Annotated in this window: 25 protein-coding genes, 1 tRNA gene and 1 pseudogene; 20 read left to right on the forward strand and 7 right to left on the reverse strand. The window is 49.8% G+C overall.

Translation table 11 applies throughout. The features are described from left to right. Positions 1 to 132 precede the first annotated feature (132 nt). Positions 133 to 573, forward strand: a complete 441-nt coding sequence (locus K6K13_RS08245; protein WP_222160363.1) for a CCDC90 family protein — start codon at positions 133 to 135, stop codon at positions 571 to 573. Positions 574 to 589: 16 nt separating this feature from the next. Then, positions 590 to 667, forward strand: a tRNA-Gly gene (locus K6K13_RS08250). Between the two features lie 69 nt (positions 668 to 736). Here the strand turns inward: K6K13_RS08250 and K6K13_RS08255 are convergent. From K6K13_RS08255 to K6K13_RS08280, 6 genes are all read right to left on the reverse strand, one after another. After that, entirely contained in the window at positions 737 to 1360 is a 624-nt protein-coding gene (locus K6K13_RS08255; RefSeq protein ID WP_222160364.1) for a lambda exonuclease family protein, read from the reverse strand. Next, positions 1344 to 2084, reverse strand: coding sequence for a phage recombination protein Bet (bet, locus tag K6K13_RS08260; protein ID WP_222160365.1), 741 nt, complete (start codon positions 2082 to 2084; stop codon positions 1344 to 1346). Before bet ends, K6K13_RS08255 begins: the two co-directional genes overlap by 17 nt. Then, positions 2081 to 2389: a hypothetical protein gene (locus K6K13_RS08265; RefSeq protein WP_222160366.1), complete on the reverse strand. Its 309-nt coding sequence runs from the start codon at positions 2387 to 2389 to the stop codon at positions 2081 to 2083. Before K6K13_RS08265 ends, bet begins: the two co-directional genes overlap by 4 nt. After that, positions 2382 to 2564, reverse strand: coding sequence for a hypothetical protein (locus tag K6K13_RS08270; RefSeq protein WP_222159472.1), 183 nt, complete (start codon positions 2562 to 2564; stop codon positions 2382 to 2384). The genes K6K13_RS08265 and K6K13_RS08270 overlap by 8 nt, the downstream gene beginning before the upstream one ends. A gap of 213 nt (positions 2565 to 2777) precedes the next feature. Continuing rightward, complete coding sequence (locus K6K13_RS08275) at positions 2778 to 3143, reverse strand: antitermination protein (protein ID WP_222160367.1); 366 nt, start codon at positions 3141 to 3143, stop codon at positions 2778 to 2780. A gap of 477 nt (positions 3144 to 3620) precedes the next feature. Continuing rightward, the gene (locus K6K13_RS08280; protein ID WP_222160368.1) at positions 3621 to 3995 is read right to left on the reverse strand and encodes a helix-turn-helix domain-containing protein; all 375 of its coding nucleotides are present in this window, start codon (positions 3993 to 3995) and stop codon (positions 3621 to 3623) included. A 102-nt stretch (positions 3996 to 4097) separates the two neighbouring features. Here K6K13_RS08280 and K6K13_RS08285 point away from each other — a divergent pair, with 102 nt between their 5' ends. Both K6K13_RS08285 and K6K13_RS23165 read left to right on the forward strand, forming a co-directional pair. Then, a complete protein-coding gene (locus tag K6K13_RS08285; protein WP_222160369.1) occupies positions 4098 to 4334 on the forward strand; it encodes a transcriptional regulator in 237 nt (78 codons plus the stop codon). 295 nt (positions 4335 to 4629) lie between these two features. Beyond that, the gene (locus tag K6K13_RS23165; protein ID WP_252120500.1) at positions 4630 to 4713 is read left to right on the forward strand and encodes a CII family transcriptional regulator; all 84 of its coding nucleotides are present in this window, start codon (positions 4630 to 4632) and stop codon (positions 4711 to 4713) included. Between the two features lie 760 nt (positions 4714 to 5473). On the opposite strand, the gene K6K13_RS08295 is transcribed toward K6K13_RS23165, so the two are convergent. Beyond that, entirely contained in the window at positions 5474 to 6070 is a 597-nt protein-coding gene (locus K6K13_RS08295; protein ID WP_222160370.1) for a helix-turn-helix domain-containing protein, read from the reverse strand. A gap of 110 nt (positions 6071 to 6180) precedes the next feature. Here K6K13_RS08295 and K6K13_RS08300 point away from each other — a divergent pair, with 110 nt between their 5' ends. The 16 genes and pseudogenes from K6K13_RS08300 to K6K13_RS08375 all read left to right on the forward strand — a co-directional run bounded on the left by K6K13_RS08300 (position 6181) and on the right by K6K13_RS08375 (position 15112). Then, positions 6181 to 6390, forward strand: coding sequence for a transcriptional regulator (locus tag K6K13_RS08300; RefSeq protein ID WP_222160371.1), 210 nt, complete (start codon positions 6181 to 6183; stop codon positions 6388 to 6390). Between the two features lie 105 nt (positions 6391 to 6495). Further along, the gene (locus tag K6K13_RS08305; RefSeq protein WP_222160372.1) at positions 6496 to 6774 is read left to right on the forward strand and encodes a CII family transcriptional regulator; all 279 of its coding nucleotides are present in this window, start codon (positions 6496 to 6498) and stop codon (positions 6772 to 6774) included. A 184-nt stretch (positions 6775 to 6958) separates the two neighbouring features. Continuing rightward, complete coding sequence (locus K6K13_RS08310) at positions 6959 to 7774, forward strand: replication protein (protein ID WP_222160373.1); 816 nt, start codon at positions 6959 to 6961, stop codon at positions 7772 to 7774. After that, positions 7771 to 9147: a replicative DNA helicase gene (locus tag K6K13_RS08315; RefSeq protein ID WP_222160374.1), complete on the forward strand. Its 1377-nt coding sequence runs from the start codon at positions 7771 to 7773 to the stop codon at positions 9145 to 9147. Before K6K13_RS08310 ends, K6K13_RS08315 begins: the two co-directional genes overlap by 4 nt. Positions 9148 to 9169: 22 nt before the next feature. Then, positions 9170 to 9337 (forward strand): hypothetical protein, encoded by a 168-nt coding sequence (locus K6K13_RS08320; protein ID WP_222160375.1) that lies wholly within the window; start codon positions 9170 to 9172, stop codon positions 9335 to 9337. Between the two features lie 9 nt (positions 9338 to 9346). Further along, positions 9347 to 9802, forward strand: coding sequence for a YbcN family protein (locus K6K13_RS08325; protein WP_222160376.1), 456 nt, complete (start codon positions 9347 to 9349; stop codon positions 9800 to 9802). Next, on the forward strand, positions 9799 to 10314 hold the full coding sequence (locus K6K13_RS08330; protein WP_222160377.1) for a phage N-6-adenine-methyltransferase: 516 nt from the start codon (positions 9799 to 9801) through the stop codon (positions 10312 to 10314). Before K6K13_RS08325 ends, K6K13_RS08330 begins: the two co-directional genes overlap by 4 nt. A gap of 2 nt (positions 10315 to 10316) precedes the next feature. Then, a complete protein-coding gene (locus K6K13_RS08335) occupies positions 10317 to 10607 on the forward strand; it encodes a DUF1364 domain-containing protein (protein ID WP_222159418.1) in 291 nt (96 codons plus the stop codon). Continuing rightward, positions 10604 to 10966 carry a RusA family crossover junction endodeoxyribonuclease gene (locus tag K6K13_RS08340; RefSeq protein ID WP_222160378.1) on the forward strand — a complete coding sequence of 121 codons (363 nt, stop codon included), beginning with the start codon at positions 10604 to 10606 and terminating at the stop codon, positions 10964 to 10966. The genes K6K13_RS08335 and K6K13_RS08340 overlap by 4 nt, the downstream gene beginning before the upstream one ends. 300 nt (positions 10967 to 11266) lie before the next feature. Then, on the forward strand, positions 11267 to 11755 hold the full coding sequence (locus K6K13_RS08345; protein WP_222160379.1) for an antiterminator Q family protein: 489 nt from the start codon (positions 11267 to 11269) through the stop codon (positions 11753 to 11755). 196 nt (positions 11756 to 11951) lie between these two features. Continuing rightward, on the forward strand, positions 11952 to 12206 hold the full coding sequence (locus tag K6K13_RS08350; protein ID WP_222160380.1) for a phage holin: 255 nt from the start codon (positions 11952 to 11954) through the stop codon (positions 12204 to 12206). Then, positions 12206 to 12733 (forward strand): lysozyme, encoded by a 528-nt coding sequence (locus K6K13_RS08355; RefSeq protein ID WP_222160381.1) that lies wholly within the window; start codon positions 12206 to 12208, stop codon positions 12731 to 12733. The genes K6K13_RS08350 and K6K13_RS08355 overlap by 1 nt, the downstream gene beginning before the upstream one ends. Next, positions 12730 to 13155 (forward strand): lysis protein, encoded by a 426-nt coding sequence (locus K6K13_RS08360; RefSeq protein ID WP_222160382.1) that lies wholly within the window; start codon positions 12730 to 12732, stop codon positions 13153 to 13155. The genes K6K13_RS08355 and K6K13_RS08360 overlap by 4 nt, the downstream gene beginning before the upstream one ends. Positions 13156 to 13318: 163 nt before the next feature. After that, positions 13319 to 14005: a Rha family transcriptional regulator gene (locus K6K13_RS08365; RefSeq protein WP_222160383.1), complete on the forward strand. Its 687-nt coding sequence runs from the start codon at positions 13319 to 13321 to the stop codon at positions 14003 to 14005. A 95-nt stretch (positions 14006 to 14100) separates the two neighbouring features. After that, positions 14101 to 14325 (forward strand): annotated as a pseudogene (locus K6K13_RS23720) (hypothetical protein); the annotation flags it as partial. Between the two features lie 145 nt (positions 14326 to 14470). Further along, a complete protein-coding gene (locus tag K6K13_RS08375) occupies positions 14471 to 15112 on the forward strand; it encodes a hypothetical protein (RefSeq protein WP_222160384.1) in 642 nt (213 codons plus the stop codon). Positions 15113 to 15173 lie beyond the last annotated feature (61 nt).

The following is a 15173-nucleotide window of genomic DNA, read 5'->3' on the forward strand; positions in this document are numbered from 1 at the left end:
CAATGACAACTAATTTAGACATAACAATTTCTCCATAATTAAACGTATGTGGTTATCAGAGGACTAACGGGTAAAATTTTGCAGATTTGCGGTCAGATCGCTTACACTTGGCTTAACACAGGAGGATCCGCTATGGGCCAGGTTGCATTTGATACATTGCAGGCGTCAGAAGAGCTTGAAACTGCTGGCATATCTAGAGAGCAAGCCAAGGCGATTTCGCTGGTCGTACGTAAATCTCATGAAGTGGCTGATGTCGCTACCAAGGCTGATATCGCTGAGGTAAATCGGAATGTCGCCGATGTCCGTAAGGATATGGCTCATCGCTTCGAGAAGACCGACGCGCAGATAGCCGATGTCCGTAAGGATATTGACGCTCGCTTCGAGAAGAACGAAGCTCAGATGCAGGCTCGCTTCGAGAAGACCGAGGCGCAGATATCTTTAGTCCGCAAGGATTTACAGCTTGAGATGGCGGGTATCCGCTCAGAGCAGAAGTTAATGCGCTGGATGCTGAGTGCTGGAATCTTGGGTATTATCTCTCTGGTTGTGAAAGCTTTTCTCGTTACGGCCCTTTAATCAATTCTGCCACCCTGGGTCGGTAGCTTAATGTGGAAGAGCGTACGTGTTCCCCAACCGTAAGATGCGGGTTCGATCCCTGCTCGACCCTCCAGCTTTCAGCAACTCCGCTCCCGCGTCAGGCTGAACTCATCTGTATAGCCGCCCGACGACGTGCAGGTACTCATGCCGCCACCTTGGATAAGTTTCTAATAACCTCAAGTTCTCTTTCAAGCTCAGCCAGAAACTGCCTTAACGCCTCCCCTATTTCAGCAACCAGCTTATCCTCCTGATGAATTCTCAACTGGTAATAGGCAAGGTCTGGCGGTAGCCTGTCGTCATAGCTGACAAGATCACACCACTTTCGGCCCGTACACATCATTTGGGCGTGCATTTGGAGCAAGTACTGCTGTTTTGGCTTACCAGTCTTGATGGTCTCTAAATGCGTCCATGTATTGGGGCACTTGATTTCAATCAGACCATCGCACCCTACGAGTCCGTCAGGCGATGCACCAAATCCTGCGATATCTGGATGGGGAATAAATCCCACTTCCGTCACTTCTGCGTCAAATTGGTTAAGCAGGTACATCTCCCGCGCCACCGGTTCAAGTTCAGTGCCGCGCTGCATGGCGGCGTTGGAGTAACTTGCTTCCACCTTTCCGGTTAGGCGCTGGCATATAAGCTCTGCCATGTAGTTTTGACGGCTGGTAGCGTATCCAGATTTCGTTTTCGCCATCACGTCAGACAGGCGACTGGCGGTCACGTTGCCACAACGGGCGGAAAACCATTCATCACTGCGCTGTTGCATGCTCTACCTCTCTGAATTCTGCTTCGATTGGGGCGGTGTTCTTGATGCGCTCCTTCTCTGCATTGCCGATAATCTGGCGCTCTTCGTGGGTCAGGTTTTTCCATGTTTCAGCGAAGACTTCCATGCTCATCTGAGCCGCCTCTTCGCACCGGGCAATGAGTGCAGGGCGGCGCTCGTCTGTTTGTTGTCCAACAACAACGCTTGCCGGGCTGCTTTCGATGATCCGCTCTGCTTCGTCGCTGTCGTAAATGCCAGCGAAGCCAAAGGCCATGCGTGCACACTGAATGAGCGACTTGTGGCGCAGCATTCGGGTAGGGTGTGATTGCCACGGTTGGGTATTGCGCTTACACTCGCCCATGTATTCGGTGACTACAGTGGGGTGTTTGCGATCTTTGCGGTAAATCCTGCAAGTCGATGCGCCCTGGTCCTTATCGTAGCTGAATTCCATGCCATCGAATTGCGGATGTTCGTTAATGATCCGCGCCCAACCATCTACACCCACAACCGGGACAATGCCGCCCTTATCAGGGAATGCGTAAATCTCTTTCGTCCACGGGTTAAGCCCGTACTGGTTGGCAACGATAAGTAGGGCAGTAAATTGCTCATCAGTGACGTTACCCCCCTTGAACGCCGTATTCTTAAGGGTATTCATCAAGTCCGTACCTGGCTGCATACCGAGACGCTCAGCCAGCTTCCCAGCCATGGTTGTTAATGCCGTGCTCATGCTGCATCCTCCGTGCTGTTCTGCCTGTCATAAATCCAAAATGCCCGCTCAACCTTTACACGGTGGAAAATAGCGTCAAATATGCGGTGGCTTTCTGTTTCCTGATAATCAACATCGCTATCTTCCATGTACTCACAGGCTTGCTCGGTGTAAGCGTCGGGCCAGTGCCTTCTGAGCGAGTCACGAAACCTTTCGATAGACTTCTCCGCCAATTGCTCAGCCTCTGCGTAACAGTCTTCGGTTATTTCAGGCGGCATTTCTTCCATGATTTTGCGAATAGCCTGTATCTTTGATGGATTAAGCATTGGGGTTCCCCTTCTGATTAACCGTTGCAATAAGCTGCTCGAATAACCGTTGCAGCCAGCTTTTAGGCACAAACGATGCGCTGCTGAGGGTGTTTATCTTGTGGTACTGGATTGTTTTAATGGCGTCGAAACCTGAGCTACCCATAGGGATAGCCCTGACATTGATGTATGCCATTGGGTAACTCCTGATTGATTAATGAGTAGGTGATGCGGGTGTGCGGGAGAAGGCTGCACTTTCAGTGCGGTTAATGCTTTAATTGCCTGCTCGCGGCTAATGCAGGTATTTGCAGTGAGAGCATTAACGATAGGCGGCATTATGTATGCTTAATGCGAGAGCGGCCTTTTTCACCCTGAGTGGGTAAAATTTACATCGGCAGGTGGGCCAGTTTTACATCGGTAGCGACATACTCTGTTTTGCTCTGGCGGTAATGCCATACTCCGTTTTCGGCTTGCTGTACCAGATGCGATGGTTAAGACGTTTAGCCATGTCGTACATTTCCGCGAAACGGTTAATTTGCTTCCTGAACTTAGTCAGTAAATTGAAATTAACTCGTGGCGCACGTTTGCGCTTGAAGGCTAATTCGATTCGGTTAAGCACTTTGCGTTTTTCTGGCTTCTGCCCCAATACCTTATCAATACGAGATGTCACCAGTTCACGCCGGATGGCTTCTGCCTTGCGTCTGGCATGACGGCGAATGGCGGCGTTGGTTTTGCTAACAGGATTAACGGATTTACGGTAAATGATAGTAGCCATGCTCCCCTCCAATAGATGGTTTTGGTGGTGTGGTGAGCCAGTGGTGGCCCCTGGTGTTGGCTATAATTTTTATTCAGCCCACCACACCCCAAAAACATCTGGGTAAAGGTTCGGCACGTTGTCGGTGCCTTCCGTAGAGCGCGAGGCTCGTTTTGAAGGAGCATGTATCTGAAATTTTCTGCAACCGCCGTCATGTTCGTGTGCCTCGGGCTGGCTACTTACGCTCAGACAATCGGCGGGTAACTCGAGGTCTTGCCTGCCGGGGTATTGCCGTTGCGGGTTGGTGTTGTAGAGTTAATCATTGAATGATTATTTTGTCAATCTATGATTTACTTTGTCGTGATAAACGAGGAAAAAAGCACCTTGCTAGAAGGGTTTTGGTATTAACTGTGCTGGTATTCAGTTATTGCTTAGAAGGAGGGCTAAAATTGAGAAGGCTTGAGGTGTTGCTGGTATAGGTAGGGCGGCATTTCTGTATTACTTTTTCCTTCTGGTAATGTATTTTTCCACGAAATCATCCAACTCCTGTAGCCTTAACTTGAAAGCGGATATCATTTTTTCTTGTTCATTTTCAGGTAATTGATTAAATATTTCTAATACTTCTCGTTCCTTTGGGCGCAGGCCAGAATGCTCATCAACTTGCTCACCAAGAAGCCATGAAAGAGAAACGCCCGTAGCATTGGCTAAGCGTATAGCAGCCTCCTTGCTTATGCGCCCGGTAATGCACCACCCAGTGACGGCCTGTCTGCTCACTCCAGCCATTCTAGCTATATCGGACTTAGAGTGACCTCTTGCAATAAGCTCTAACAGCCTTGTTGCAGTAGAGAGTTTTGATGTCTTTTCTTTTTCCATGATTTTCATTGTAAACCTTTGCTTTGCAGAAGCAATCATCTAAATATTGACATATTTGTAAGCCTATGCTTTACTCTTGTGTTGTGGTTATAGGAGGTTTGAATGAATGCGCTTGAAAAAGCTATCCAAAAAGCCGGTTCGATTAGAAAGCTTGGTGCAATGATTGGTGTTTCAGGTATGGCCGTTAGCAATTGGAAAACACATTGCAAGGGTATCGTTCCAGCAAATAGGGTACTGGCTATACATCAAGTAACGGGGATTCTTCCCCATGATTTACGTCCAGATATTTACCCGAACCCGACGGATGCGCTTCCTGCTCACAGGGAACACGCAGCCTAACCAGCAGTACCCGCTCTTCACAACGGACAGTCGTCCTACGGAAGCCACCGACAACGTGGCGAACTCAACATCCTACAGTAACACATTCACTGTGACTGGCTCACGGCTTCGTCACGTCTGTTGATCACCAAAATACAGGTGCCGTGTATCCACATGCGCATTTAATTACTTATTTGTTTCTAGAAGGAAAGTATCACACATGAACCACGCAACACAAAGCAAGAAAGCCGCTCACATCGAGTCGGCGCTACTCAACAAGTTAGCCCTGATGGGATAGTCAAAGTTTTCTGACCTGATGGGCGTACACGAATCACAGATTTCACGCTGGAAAGAAACACTGATACCGCGCATGAGCTTACTTCTGGCAATTTTGGAGTGAGGAGTTAACGACGACGAGCTAGTGCATCTGGAAAATCTTTAAATTTCATAATTACCTCACTTTTGAACATGAAACGGATTTTTAGGCTTGCTGCGATGTCCAGCTCGAAAGAGCGCTACATCAGGTATGCATACTGAGCCGACTGTTTCTTGCAGCTTTCTGTCGCGCAACTGAATTACCAGCTGAGCCAGTACATCAGCCGTTCCGACTCTCTTACATACCGTAAGTTGCCCTGTAGCTATTGTTTCTTTTTTCTCCGCCCGGTGCGCGATGGCACGAGCTAGATTCTTGTGTCTGTTTCTTGGCATTTGAATTCTCCAACTGGTTAGCTTTGGTGATGATGGCTACACCTGAATAGCGGCGGTGTTTTTCGCACGGTTCTCTCCGCTGCAAGGAGAGTTTTTACACCACACTTTCGTGTCATCATCCCAAAGCAAACCACTTTGGCGGGGTGAATCACCCACAAGTCTATTGTTAAAGAGCACACATCCGTTTGAGTTACCCAGCGTCCTGCTGATGGACTAACTATGCAATAAAGAATAATATAAGTCAATAGAGTATTGTTAAAATAATTCTAAAGGGTATTTTATCGGTGATTCTCAAGAGAATTTTTTTTACTGGAATAGTAAATTTTACGATCTATGCCGGATGAAAACACAGTAATGGATGGTTTTTTGTCAGGAGGAAGTATGGGGGAACTGTATGTAAGAGTTGGGCCTGGTAGCTATTACAGCGCTCAGGCACAAGATATAATGGTTGTTTACTTATTCAATTCTGGAATGAAAACCTGGACGATTGGACCAAGCACTGAGGAGAGATCCGAAACTGGTGCTAGAGGAACTCGTGAATCATCTACTGACAAATATCCCTTACCATCACCACCTATGTGATAACGAAAAACGGAGATTGTATCTTTTAGTAGGACCAAAACTAAATCTTCGGATGCCGGTAGCTCTTCTGGGTCAACGATAACAATAGCTCCAGCAGGAGCCTGTGATATACCCGTCCTCCCTTTAATTTCGTAGGCTCTAAAGTGTTCTGGTAATGTGCTAAACCACGAAACATGGTTTCCTGTAAAACCATTAAAATCGAAAACTTTTACATTTTTTGAAACATCAATTGCTTGTATGGTTTGGTTTGCCTCACCAAAAATGGAACCTGTGCCGTTGATTAACCAATCAGCACTAACTCCAAGAGCTGCCGCGAGCTTTCCTGTATGGCGCGATGTTTCGCTATCCCCCCGTAGTATTTTTGATATGGAAGATTGAGGTACACCGGCTTGTCGTCCCAGTTCAGTCTGGTTGTTTTTCCCGGTCGTATGCATGGCATAAGCCAGTCTTTCTTTGAGTGTTTTCATATTACGCAAAATATTCCCTAAGGAATTTTATGTCAAAGTCTAAAATGACTTGACTATTTCAATTCTCAAGAGAATAATTCATTCTAATTTATGTAAAAGGGAATACCGCTATGAATGCCGTTATCAAAAGGGCTATTGAGATTGCTGGCTCCCAGTCTGAGTTGGCTCGCCGAGTAGGAACGGGCCAGCCATCAATTAGCAAGTGGCTTAAAGGTTCAGAGATAAGCGCACGCTTCATATCCTCAATCGTGATGGCGACTGACGGAAAGATTAGTTCTGCTGAGCTTCTCAACTCAATGGCAAAAGCAAAAAACCAATAATCTTCACCGCTCTTTACAAACTTAACCGGTGGGTGCTTCACCCCCAATAACACAGTGGCACCCCACAGGGTTGTCATGTCTTAACAATACGGAGAAGTATCACAAATGAACACTGCAACACAAAGCAAGAAAGCCGCTCACATCGAGTCGGCATTACTCAACAAGTTAGCCCTGATGGGACAGAAAGCCTTTGCCGCCGCCATGAACGTACCGGAGTACCAGGTTAGTCGCTGGAAGAACGGTCTGTTTCAACAGGTGAGCCTGATGCTGGCCGTGCTGAACTACGGCATTGCCGATGATGAAATGGCTGAGCTAGCCAAACGGCTGGCGGGGTATTTGACCAAAGAAAAAGCCGGTCAGTGGGGAAGCACTTTTCCGGCTTAAAACTGCAATAACTAATTAATTTCAGTAGGAATTATGGCACGAAATAACCGGAATTTCAAGCAGAAAGAGGAACGTATGCATCCCGATTCACCTGATGGATTAGTTGTCGCTGCCGTTAATAACAGGCCGTTCGCTGAGCGGCTTATCGATGTTTTCAGACTGGCTAAAGCAGGGGTGAAAAAGGATGAGCGTCGCTAGGATATCAGACTACCAGAAACCTCAACTTGAGGTAGTGGAGCATCGCGTGGCTGACACTGATGATGGCTTCATCATGCTGGCGATGGAGCTTTACGAAGAACTGATCGGCGCTAATTTGACACGCAATCAAGCCAAGGTGGCACACGCTGTATGCCGAAAGACATACGGCTTCAAGAAGAAAATGGATCGCATTGCTGACAGTCAATTAGCTGAGATTTGCAGAATCAGCAGACCAAAGGCCAACATTGCCAAAAATGAGCTTATCGCCATGAAAGTTCTGGTGAAAGACGGAAGCAAAATTGGCCCAAACAAAAACATATCAGAATGGGAGATCCCGGAGTGTTCCCAAATAGATAACATTGTTACCAAATCGGGAACAAAAAATGTTACCAAATTGGATACACCTAGTGTTACCAAAACGGAACACACAAAAGATATCTTTAAAGATAAAATAAATAATACCCCCTTACCCCCTACGGGTGAAAGTGTGAAGGGGGGTAAACCCGCTAAACGAAAATCAAACCCAATCCAATACGACGACTACCTGAACGCCTACAACGAAGCTGTGGGTGACAGGCTGCCTCACGCTGTTGAAGCCAATGACGAGCGAAAACGGAAATTGGCTGCTCTGGTTAAATCTCTGGCTACGCCAAACCTGGAGGGCTTTAGGTCATACGTCAGGGCGTTTATGGCTGCTGCTAGGCCGTTCCACTTTGGCGACAACGATCGCGGCTGGGTGGCTAATTTTGATTACCTGCTTCAGCGCAAAACGCTGACGAAAATCAGGGAGGGTACGCTATGAGACAGGATATCGAGGCCAGCGTGATTGGTGGTTTGCTGATCGGCGGTTTAACGCCAACGGCAACTGACGTTCTGGCAACGCTGGATGCGGAAACCTTCGCGATCCCGATTTACAAACGCGCCTATGAGGTGATCCGTAAACAGGCTCGCACCAGAAACATGATTGATTCTCTGATGGTTGCCGAGGAATGTGGCGATGAGTATTTTGCCGACATCATGGAAACGGCGCGTAGCTGCCCCAGCGCAGCAAACTTGCGTGGCTATGCCGATGTGGTTGCTGAAATGTACCAGCGCCGGATGTTCGTTTCGGCTGTTGACGAGATGCGCGGGACAATCGGAAATTCATCGATTGCAGTGGCTACCGTCGCGATGGACGAACTTATCGGCAGACTGTCAGGCATTCGAAAGCCGAAGCAGGAAGTGAAACCGGTTCGCCTTGGAGACATCATCTCCGAATACACCAACACGTTAGAGCGCCGCCTGAAAAACGGGGAAGAGTCCGACACGCTGAAAACAGGGATTGACGACTTGGACGCGATCACCGGTGGGATGAACGCTGAGGATTTAGTGATCGTCGCCGCCCGGCCCGGCATGGGGAAAACGGAACTGGCGCTTAAGGTTGCCGAAGGCGTTGCAAACCGGAAGTTACCTGGGGAGAACCAGCGGAGGGGCGTTCTGATTTTCAGCATGGAAATGAGTTCTCTACAGGTCGTTGAGCGTTCGATAGCCGGGGCAGGGCGGATGTCGGTAAGTCTGCTGCGCAACCCTTCAAACCTTGACGATGAGGGATGGGCTAGGATTGTGGACGGCATTAACCGACTGGCAGATCTGGACGTGTGGGTAGTCGACGCTTGCCGCCTGACGGTGGAGGAAATCGTAGCCATTGCCAAGCGGCACAAGCAGGAGCACCCGGCGCTATCGTTAATCATGGCAGACTATCTCGGGCTGATAGCCAAACCGAAAGCGGAGCGTAACGACCTTGCCATAGCCCATATCTCATGGAGCCTAAAGGCAATGGCTAAGACGCTGCGAACGACAGTGATCGCGCTTAGTCAGTTATCACGAGATGTTGAGAAGCGGCCTAACAAGCGCCCGACCAACGCCGATTTGCGTGACTCTGGCAGCATTGAACAGGATGCCGACTCAATCATCATGCTCTACCGCGATGCGGTGTATAACGAGAATTCACCCGCCGCTCCATTCGCAGAAATCATCGTCACAAAAAACCGATTCGGCTCACTTGGCACAGTCTACCAACGATTCGTTAATGGTCATTTCATTGAGTGCGACCAAGACGAAGCGCGGGAGAAGTGCACGACAAGGCAGCAGACAGAAACCAGGGTGCGCAGGTACGCAAAAGGCGCTGACGTCTAGGCAAACAAACAGGAGGAGTGATATGTCGCAGGAAGAATTTACAGAGCGGATGCTGAAAATCGTAGGCGGGTTCTCCGACCCGGAATCTGACCACGGTGACGCTGACGATTTGATGGTCAAATATCTGCGCGAACAGGGGCTTCATGAAGCGATGGATGCATTCGAGGGCATGACGAAATGGTATGCGTAAGGAGTCAGTTTGGCGCTATCGAAAGATGGCGTCCGTCTCCACAAATCTAACTTTCAGGCCATAGGCCAACAGTTACAACCCCTTCTCGAATCTGGCGAATGTTACCGCCTCATAATCAAGCCGTGGCGTGACAAGCGCAGCCTCTCCCAGAACAGTCTTTCCCACATGTGGTACGCAGAAATCAGCGCCTATCTCATTAAGCGCGGCAAGCCTTTTGCGTCTCCAGAATGGGTTAAGGACGCTATGAAACACACGTATCTGGGTTATGCAGATAGAGAAATGGTTGATGTGGTGACGGGTGCAAAAACAACGGTGAGCAGTTTGCGGCATACGTCCGACCTCGATACGGGCGACATGCATCTCTACCTAACGCAAGTGGAAGGCTGGGCGCGTGAAATGGGGTGCAACCTGACGATACCTAACGACTGCGAATATCAAAAACTCAAACAGGTGCAGAATGAATGACAGATAAATCAAACACGCCAAAAGAAATGAAGGATCTATGGCGAACACCGCCCGAGGTCTTCCAAGCGCTGGATGCGGAGTTTGGCTTCTACCTCGATGCCGCCGCTGACCACGACAATGCCCTGTGCCGTCTGTATCTGACGCCAGAGGATGATGCCCTGGCCTGTGACTGGAGCAGCAAGGGAGCCATCTTCTGCAATCCCCCGTACAGCAATATCCGCCCTTGGGTTGATAAAGCTGCTGAGCAGAGCCGCAAGCAGAATAAAACGGTCGTTATGCTGCTGCCTGCTGATACCTCGACGGCATGGTTCGCACAGGCGCAGAAAACGGTTGATGAGGTGCGCTTCATCACCGAGGGCCGATTGTCATTTATCAGCGCTGAAACGGGCAAAAAAGGCAAGGCGGGTAACAGCAAGGGCAGCGTGTTGTTCATCTGGCGACCGTGGCGAACAACCCCTAAAGGGATGACCGTGGTAAGCAAACACACGCTGATTAACCGGATGTGGAGGTAGCTATGGCGAATCTTAGGAAAGAGGCCAGAGGCCGAGAGTGTCAGGTGAGGCTCTCGGGCATCTGTAACGGCAACGCTGAAACTGTAGTGCTGGCCCATTACCGAATGTCCGGCATTTGCGGCATCGGCATGAAGCCTGACGACCTTTTCGGCGCATGGGCTTGTTCAGGGTGTCATGACGAAATCGACCGCCGTACGCGTATCACCGATGCCGACTATGCCCGGCTGCATCATCTGGAAGGCGTCATCCGTACACAGGCGATTTTACTGGCGCAGGGGAAGATTAAGCGATGACCGAATATCACCTGAAACTGCCGTGGCCGCCAAGCCTAAACACCTACTGGCGACACGCGCGACACAGGCACTATATCAGCGAGAAAGGCAAAGCATACCGACAAAGAATCATCCAGATAATCCAGCAGCAAAACCTCGATATCAACACGCCCGCAAGACTGAAAATTTCCATCATCGCCAACGCGCCAGACAAGCGACGCCGTGACCTCGACAACCTGCAAAAGGCGGTTTTCGATTCGCTCACGCATGCGGGCTTCATGCTGGATGACGAACAGATAGACGATTTCAGGGTGAGGCGCGGGCAGCAAGAACGCGGGGGCAGTCTGGATATCGTCATCACGGAATTGGAGGACGCCTGATGTTTACTGACATCAACGCAGCGATAGAAGAGGCGCGATTTCTCCGCCTCCTCACGCGACATCACCACTGCATTCACCAAAAGCGCGATGGAACACTGAGCGTTCGCCAGGAAATTGGCGCGGCAAGGGAAAAGAGACTCCGTAAATTATACACCACACGGCAGGACAGGTTCGGCACGGTAAATACGGTGGAAGTGACATGAAATGCGTTCACGACATCCTCAACCTCTTCACGCCCATCACCCCAACTATCCAGCTAACGCATTATCAGTGCTGGGATGCCAGTCCTCGGAGGAAGAAATGCCAATAGCTGAACTTAAGCTCACGGATGACCAGCATCGATGGATTGAAGGGTGGTTGGAATTATGGGGCGCGTGGGTTTATTCAGGGAGGCTAGAGAAGCGGCAAAGCAGTGTAATTGCGCAGTTCATGGAGAGAGTAGAGCCAGGCAGGGTGATGAGTAGGCCCATGTGCAACGATGATGACGGGATGTTGATTTCTCAGGTTGTAGATTCCGTCATGTGCATTGATCCAGAAGCCTACAAAATCCTTCTCAGTTACTACGCTCACGGCTCATCTCAATACTCAATTGCAGTCTACATGCACAAGGTCGCAACGCCACGCAAAATGGGAACAAGGGGAGGGAAGAGGGTTATCAATCCGTCGCTGTCATTCTTCCGTCGCATCGTTAAAGAGAAATTGGAGTCTAGCCAGTATTTTCTCTATGAACCGCTGCGAATTGCGATGAATAACCGCAAACGTGTTCCTAAAATACGTAAAGTCGCATAAAGGGCTTGACCTAAAAAAGCAAATGAGCAATACTTTGGGTGTATGGTGGTATTCGTGTGTTCATAGGGTGTTGCCAAACTCATTCAAGCCCTTGCAGAAATGCAGGGGCTTTTCTATTTGTGCGCCGGGCATGGCGCGTAGCTTTTTTATTTCCCCTTTCAATAATATATCGCCATCCCTGCCGGGAGGTGAGGGTATGACACGAATGAGCACTCTCTACAGCAGGCTTTCATATGGAAGCGGGACGGGCTTAATGGGCCTTGGCGCGTCTGCCAGAGCCTACGCCGCATCAACTACAGAAAGCGTATGGTTGCTTGCGGATAAAATGGCTGGATTAACGCTCGGTGATTGGGCGATCATCGTCGGCATGGTCTGCACAATGGGCACTTTTGCAGTCAACTGGTACTACCGCAGGAAGGAATACCAGTTAAGGGAAACAGGTGGTGCGTGATGTCAAAAGCAAGCAAACTCAGTGCGGCCATGCTGGCGCTCATCGCTGCTGGTGCCTTAGCCCCGGTGATGATGGCGCAATTCCAGTCTGAAAAAGAGGGTATGCGGTTAACCGCTTATCCTGACGGCGGCGGCCTCTGGACGATTTGCGGTGGTGTGACGTGGGTCGAAGGCAAACCGGTCGTGAAGGGCATGAAGCTGACCGCTGACCGGTGCGCAAAGATTGATGCCATAGAGCAGCAAAAGGCGCTCGATTGGGTGGCCCGCAACGTTAACGTGCCGCTCACTGAGGTGCAAAAAGTCGGTATTGCCTCGTTTTGTCCGTGGAGCATCGGCCCCGGTAAATGCTTCACCTCAACGTTCTACCGCAAATTGAATGCAGGCGATCTGAGGGGTGCCTGCAAAGAGATTAAGCGCTGGATGTGGGACGGGGGCAAAGATTGCCGTATCCGCGCCAACAACTGTTACGGGCAGATAGCGCGGCGTGACCAGGAATCAGCACTTTCGTGTTGGGGGTTAGGTGCATGAAGCTGCATCTCCACGCCGTTCTCGCTGTCCTCATTGCTGCGCTGTCATTCGGTGTCTACCACTACCACGACGCCTACAGCGAGACATCCAGCACATTAAAACTGGCGAACGCCACGATCAGCGACATGCAAACCCGTCAGCGTGATGTTGCGGCGCTTGATGCCAAATACACGAAGGAATTAGCCGATGCGAAAAAAATCATTAGCGATTTGCATCGGGATGTCGCTGCTGGCCGTAAGCGGCTGCTCATCTCCGCAACCTGTAGCAATAATCCCACCACCCCCGGCGTGGCTAATGCAGGAACCGCCAGAATTACTCCATATGCTGAACGGGATTATTTCCGTCTCAGAGCCGGAATAGAAACCATCACCAAGCAACTGACCGGATTGCAGCAATACGTCCGTGAGCAGTGCTTGAAATAACCACCCCGTTAATCCGGTATTTTTTTCGCCTGCGCATCCTCGTGCGCACAAAACCAAGAGTCTTTCGGGATATGAGCCTGAGACAGAGTGGCGGTTTCATCGCTAACCACTCTTGGGCCACTTATGTCTACGAGGCAGGCTCTATCACCAAAAGGAAATAGTGATGCAATTAGTGGAAATAAAAAAATTTGACTTAGTAACCACGTCTTGCGCTGTTGCACAAGGCATTAAGAAGGATCACAAACCCGTGATCCAGCTAGTTCGCAAGTACAAGTCGGACTTGGAAGAGTTCGGAAGGGTAGAATTTGAAATGCGACCCTTTGAAACGGATGGCGGGACGCAGAAGCAAGAAATAGCGTTGCTTAACGAGCAGCAAACGACATTGTTGATTACCTACATGCGAAACAATGAGGCTGTGCGTGCTTTTAAGAAGCGTCTTGTTGCTGAATTCTTTCGTATGCGTTCAGCACTGGCGAGCAAGAAAATGGATCGCAATACCGCCCGACTTGAGTACCGCCCATTGACCGATGCCATCAAACACGAGCGTGAGGCACAGGGAAAAACCATTGCGCCACACCACTTCAGCAACGAGGCCGATTTAATAAACCGCATTGCGCTGGGTATGACATCCGCAAAATTTCGAGTCCACCATGAAATAGGCAAGAAAGAATCCATCCGTGACTATCTGACGCCAGAGCAAATCCACTGCATTACCGAACTGCAACGCGCCAACACAGTATTCATTGGCATGGGCTGGGACTTTGAACAACGCAAGGCCACGCTGATGGGAATATTCACCAAAAACCATCGCCAACCACTGATTGAAGAACAACAACGACTGGCAGCCTGAAAGTTTTCTCCAAGAATGATCGAGGTCATTGCTACAATTACCTATTTAAAATCAAATGGTTGCAAAAAAATTAAGCACCAAGAAAGGAAATAACCATGGCAAAACCGGACTGGGAGGCCATCGAGTCGGCATACCGGGCCGGAGTGTTGTCCCTCCGTGAAATAGCAGCACAGTACGGCGACGGCATCACCGAGGGAGCCATACGGAAAAAGGCGGCAAAGCTGGATTGGGTACGCAATAAGAAAAATGGTACGCAAGTACGCAAAAGCGGTACGCAAAAAAACAGCGTGCGTACCACCAAAAGCCCCGTTAAATCTGGCGATGGCGAAATTATCCCGGAATACACGGGGCTGATCGCGTACTCCGAATCGCTGGATCATGGCTTATTGCAACTTGATTAGTGGCATTACCCCCTACGGGCGGTTTTTTATTGCCACCATGCGTTATCAATGTTCTGGGGGGCAAATGCCAGGGCTAAACGACCTCCTAAACCAGTTAGAACGGGTACGAAAGCAAATCCCGTTTGCTACTGCTCAGGCGCTAACCAGCGTAGCCAGGCAGATAAAAGACGCACAAACGACAGCCATTAAACGCACGTTCGACAATCCAACCCCGTTCACCGCCAATTCAGTTCGATCACAAGGTGCCAGAAAAGACACGCTAAAGGCCCGCGTCTTTATCATGGATACCTCAGCGGAATACCTGGAACCGTTTGAAATCGGTGGGCAGCACAAGCTTAACGGCCATGCGCTACTGAACCCCAAAAACATTCGCCTCAACAAATACGGCAACCTTGGCAATCGCAAGATGAGCCAGCGCAAAAACAATAATACTTTTGTTGGCGAAGTGGGCGGTGTCGAGGGGCTATGGCGTCGAAAGAAAACCCGAAAAGGCAAGAAGGCCAAGAAGCGGGCGAAACGATCCCCCAATGGTACGCGCGCCGCACGACAGAAACAGCCCGCACCAAAGCTGTTAATCCGGTTTGGTGATGCGCTGCCAGTGCGTCAGCACCTGGGGTATTTTGACCGAGCCAACACCATGGCGGCGGCGTTGATGCCGTCAGCAATGGCTAGGGCGCTGGATCAGGCTCTGAGGACCGCCAAATGACCCGCACCAACCCGGTGCAGGGTTTTGGGTCCTTCCTGGTACTTTTGTAAGGCACGGGCAT

Source organism: Symbiopectobacterium purcellii (assembly GCF_019797845.1).
Classification (GTDB): Bacteria; Pseudomonadota; Gammaproteobacteria; order Enterobacterales; family Enterobacteriaceae; genus Symbiopectobacterium; species Symbiopectobacterium purcellii.

What these genes read in the sequence shown, in the direction of transcription:
- K6K13_RS08285 (WP_222160369.1), top strand. Translation starts at nt 4,098, where the DNA reads ATGAATGCGCTTGAAAAAGCTATCCAAAAAGCCGGTTCGATTAGAAAG.
- K6K13_RS08330 (WP_222160377.1), top strand. Translation starts at nt 9,799, where the DNA reads ATGACAGATAAATCAAACACGCCAAAAGAAATGAAGGATCTATGGCGA.
- K6K13_RS08340 (WP_222160378.1), top strand. Translation starts at nt 10,604, where the DNA reads ATGACCGAATATCACCTGAAACTGCCGTGGCCGCCAAGCCTAAACACC.
- K6K13_RS08335 (WP_222159418.1), top strand. Translation starts at nt 10,317, where the DNA reads ATGGCGAATCTTAGGAAAGAGGCCAGAGGCCGAGAGTGTCAGGTGAGG.
- K6K13_RS08350 (WP_222160380.1), top strand. Translation starts at nt 11,952, where the DNA reads ATGACACGAATGAGCACTCTCTACAGCAGGCTTTCATATGGAAGCGGG.
- K6K13_RS08315 (WP_222160374.1), top strand. Translation starts at nt 7,771, where the DNA reads ATGAGACAGGATATCGAGGCCAGCGTGATTGGTGGTTTGCTGATCGGC.
- K6K13_RS08320 (WP_222160375.1), top strand. Translation starts at nt 9,170, where the DNA reads ATGTCGCAGGAAGAATTTACAGAGCGGATGCTGAAAATCGTAGGCGGG.
- K6K13_RS08270 (WP_222159472.1), bottom strand. Translation starts at nt 2,564, where the DNA reads ATGGCATACATCAATGTCAGGGCTATCCCTATGGGTAGCTCAGGTTTC.
- K6K13_RS08310 (WP_222160373.1), top strand. Translation starts at nt 6,959, where the DNA reads ATGAGCGTCGCTAGGATATCAGACTACCAGAAACCTCAACTTGAGGTA.
- K6K13_RS08275 (WP_222160367.1), bottom strand. Translation starts at nt 3,143, where the DNA reads ATGGCTACTATCATTTACCGTAAATCCGTTAATCCTGTTAGCAAAACC.
- bet (WP_222160365.1), bottom strand. Translation starts at nt 2,084, where the DNA reads ATGAGCACGGCATTAACAACCATGGCTGGGAAGCTGGCTGAGCGTCTC.
- K6K13_RS08375 (WP_222160384.1), top strand. Translation starts at nt 14,471, where the DNA reads ATGCCAGGGCTAAACGACCTCCTAAACCAGTTAGAACGGGTACGAAAG.
- K6K13_RS08245 (WP_222160363.1), top strand. Translation starts at nt 133, where the DNA reads ATGGGCCAGGTTGCATTTGATACATTGCAGGCGTCAGAAGAGCTTGAA.
- K6K13_RS08365 (WP_222160383.1), top strand. Translation starts at nt 13,319, where the DNA reads ATGCAATTAGTGGAAATAAAAAAATTTGACTTAGTAACCACGTCTTGC.
- K6K13_RS08345 (WP_222160379.1), top strand. Translation starts at nt 11,267, where the DNA reads ATGCCAATAGCTGAACTTAAGCTCACGGATGACCAGCATCGATGGATT.
- K6K13_RS08265 (WP_222160366.1), bottom strand. Translation starts at nt 2,389, where the DNA reads ATGCTTAATCCATCAAAGATACAGGCTATTCGCAAAATCATGGAAGAA.
- K6K13_RS08295 (WP_222160370.1), bottom strand. Translation starts at nt 6,070, where the DNA reads ATGAAAACACTCAAAGAAAGACTGGCTTATGCCATGCATACGACCGGG.
- K6K13_RS08305 (WP_222160372.1), top strand. Translation starts at nt 6,496, where the DNA reads ATGAACACTGCAACACAAAGCAAGAAAGCCGCTCACATCGAGTCGGCA.
- K6K13_RS08300 (WP_222160371.1), top strand. Translation starts at nt 6,181, where the DNA reads ATGAATGCCGTTATCAAAAGGGCTATTGAGATTGCTGGCTCCCAGTCT.
- K6K13_RS08255 (WP_222160364.1), bottom strand. Translation starts at nt 1,360, where the DNA reads ATGCAACAGCGCAGTGATGAATGGTTTTCCGCCCGTTGTGGCAACGTG.
- K6K13_RS08360 (WP_222160382.1), top strand. Translation starts at nt 12,730, where the DNA reads ATGAAGCTGCATCTCCACGCCGTTCTCGCTGTCCTCATTGCTGCGCTG.
- K6K13_RS08280 (WP_222160368.1), bottom strand. Translation starts at nt 3,995, where the DNA reads ATGGAAAAAGAAAAGACATCAAAACTCTCTACTGCAACAAGGCTGTTA.
- K6K13_RS23165 (WP_252120500.1), top strand. Translation starts at nt 4,630, where the DNA reads ATGGGCGTACACGAATCACAGATTTCACGCTGGAAAGAAACACTGATA.
- K6K13_RS08355 (WP_222160381.1), top strand. Translation starts at nt 12,206, where the DNA reads ATGTCAAAAGCAAGCAAACTCAGTGCGGCCATGCTGGCGCTCATCGCT.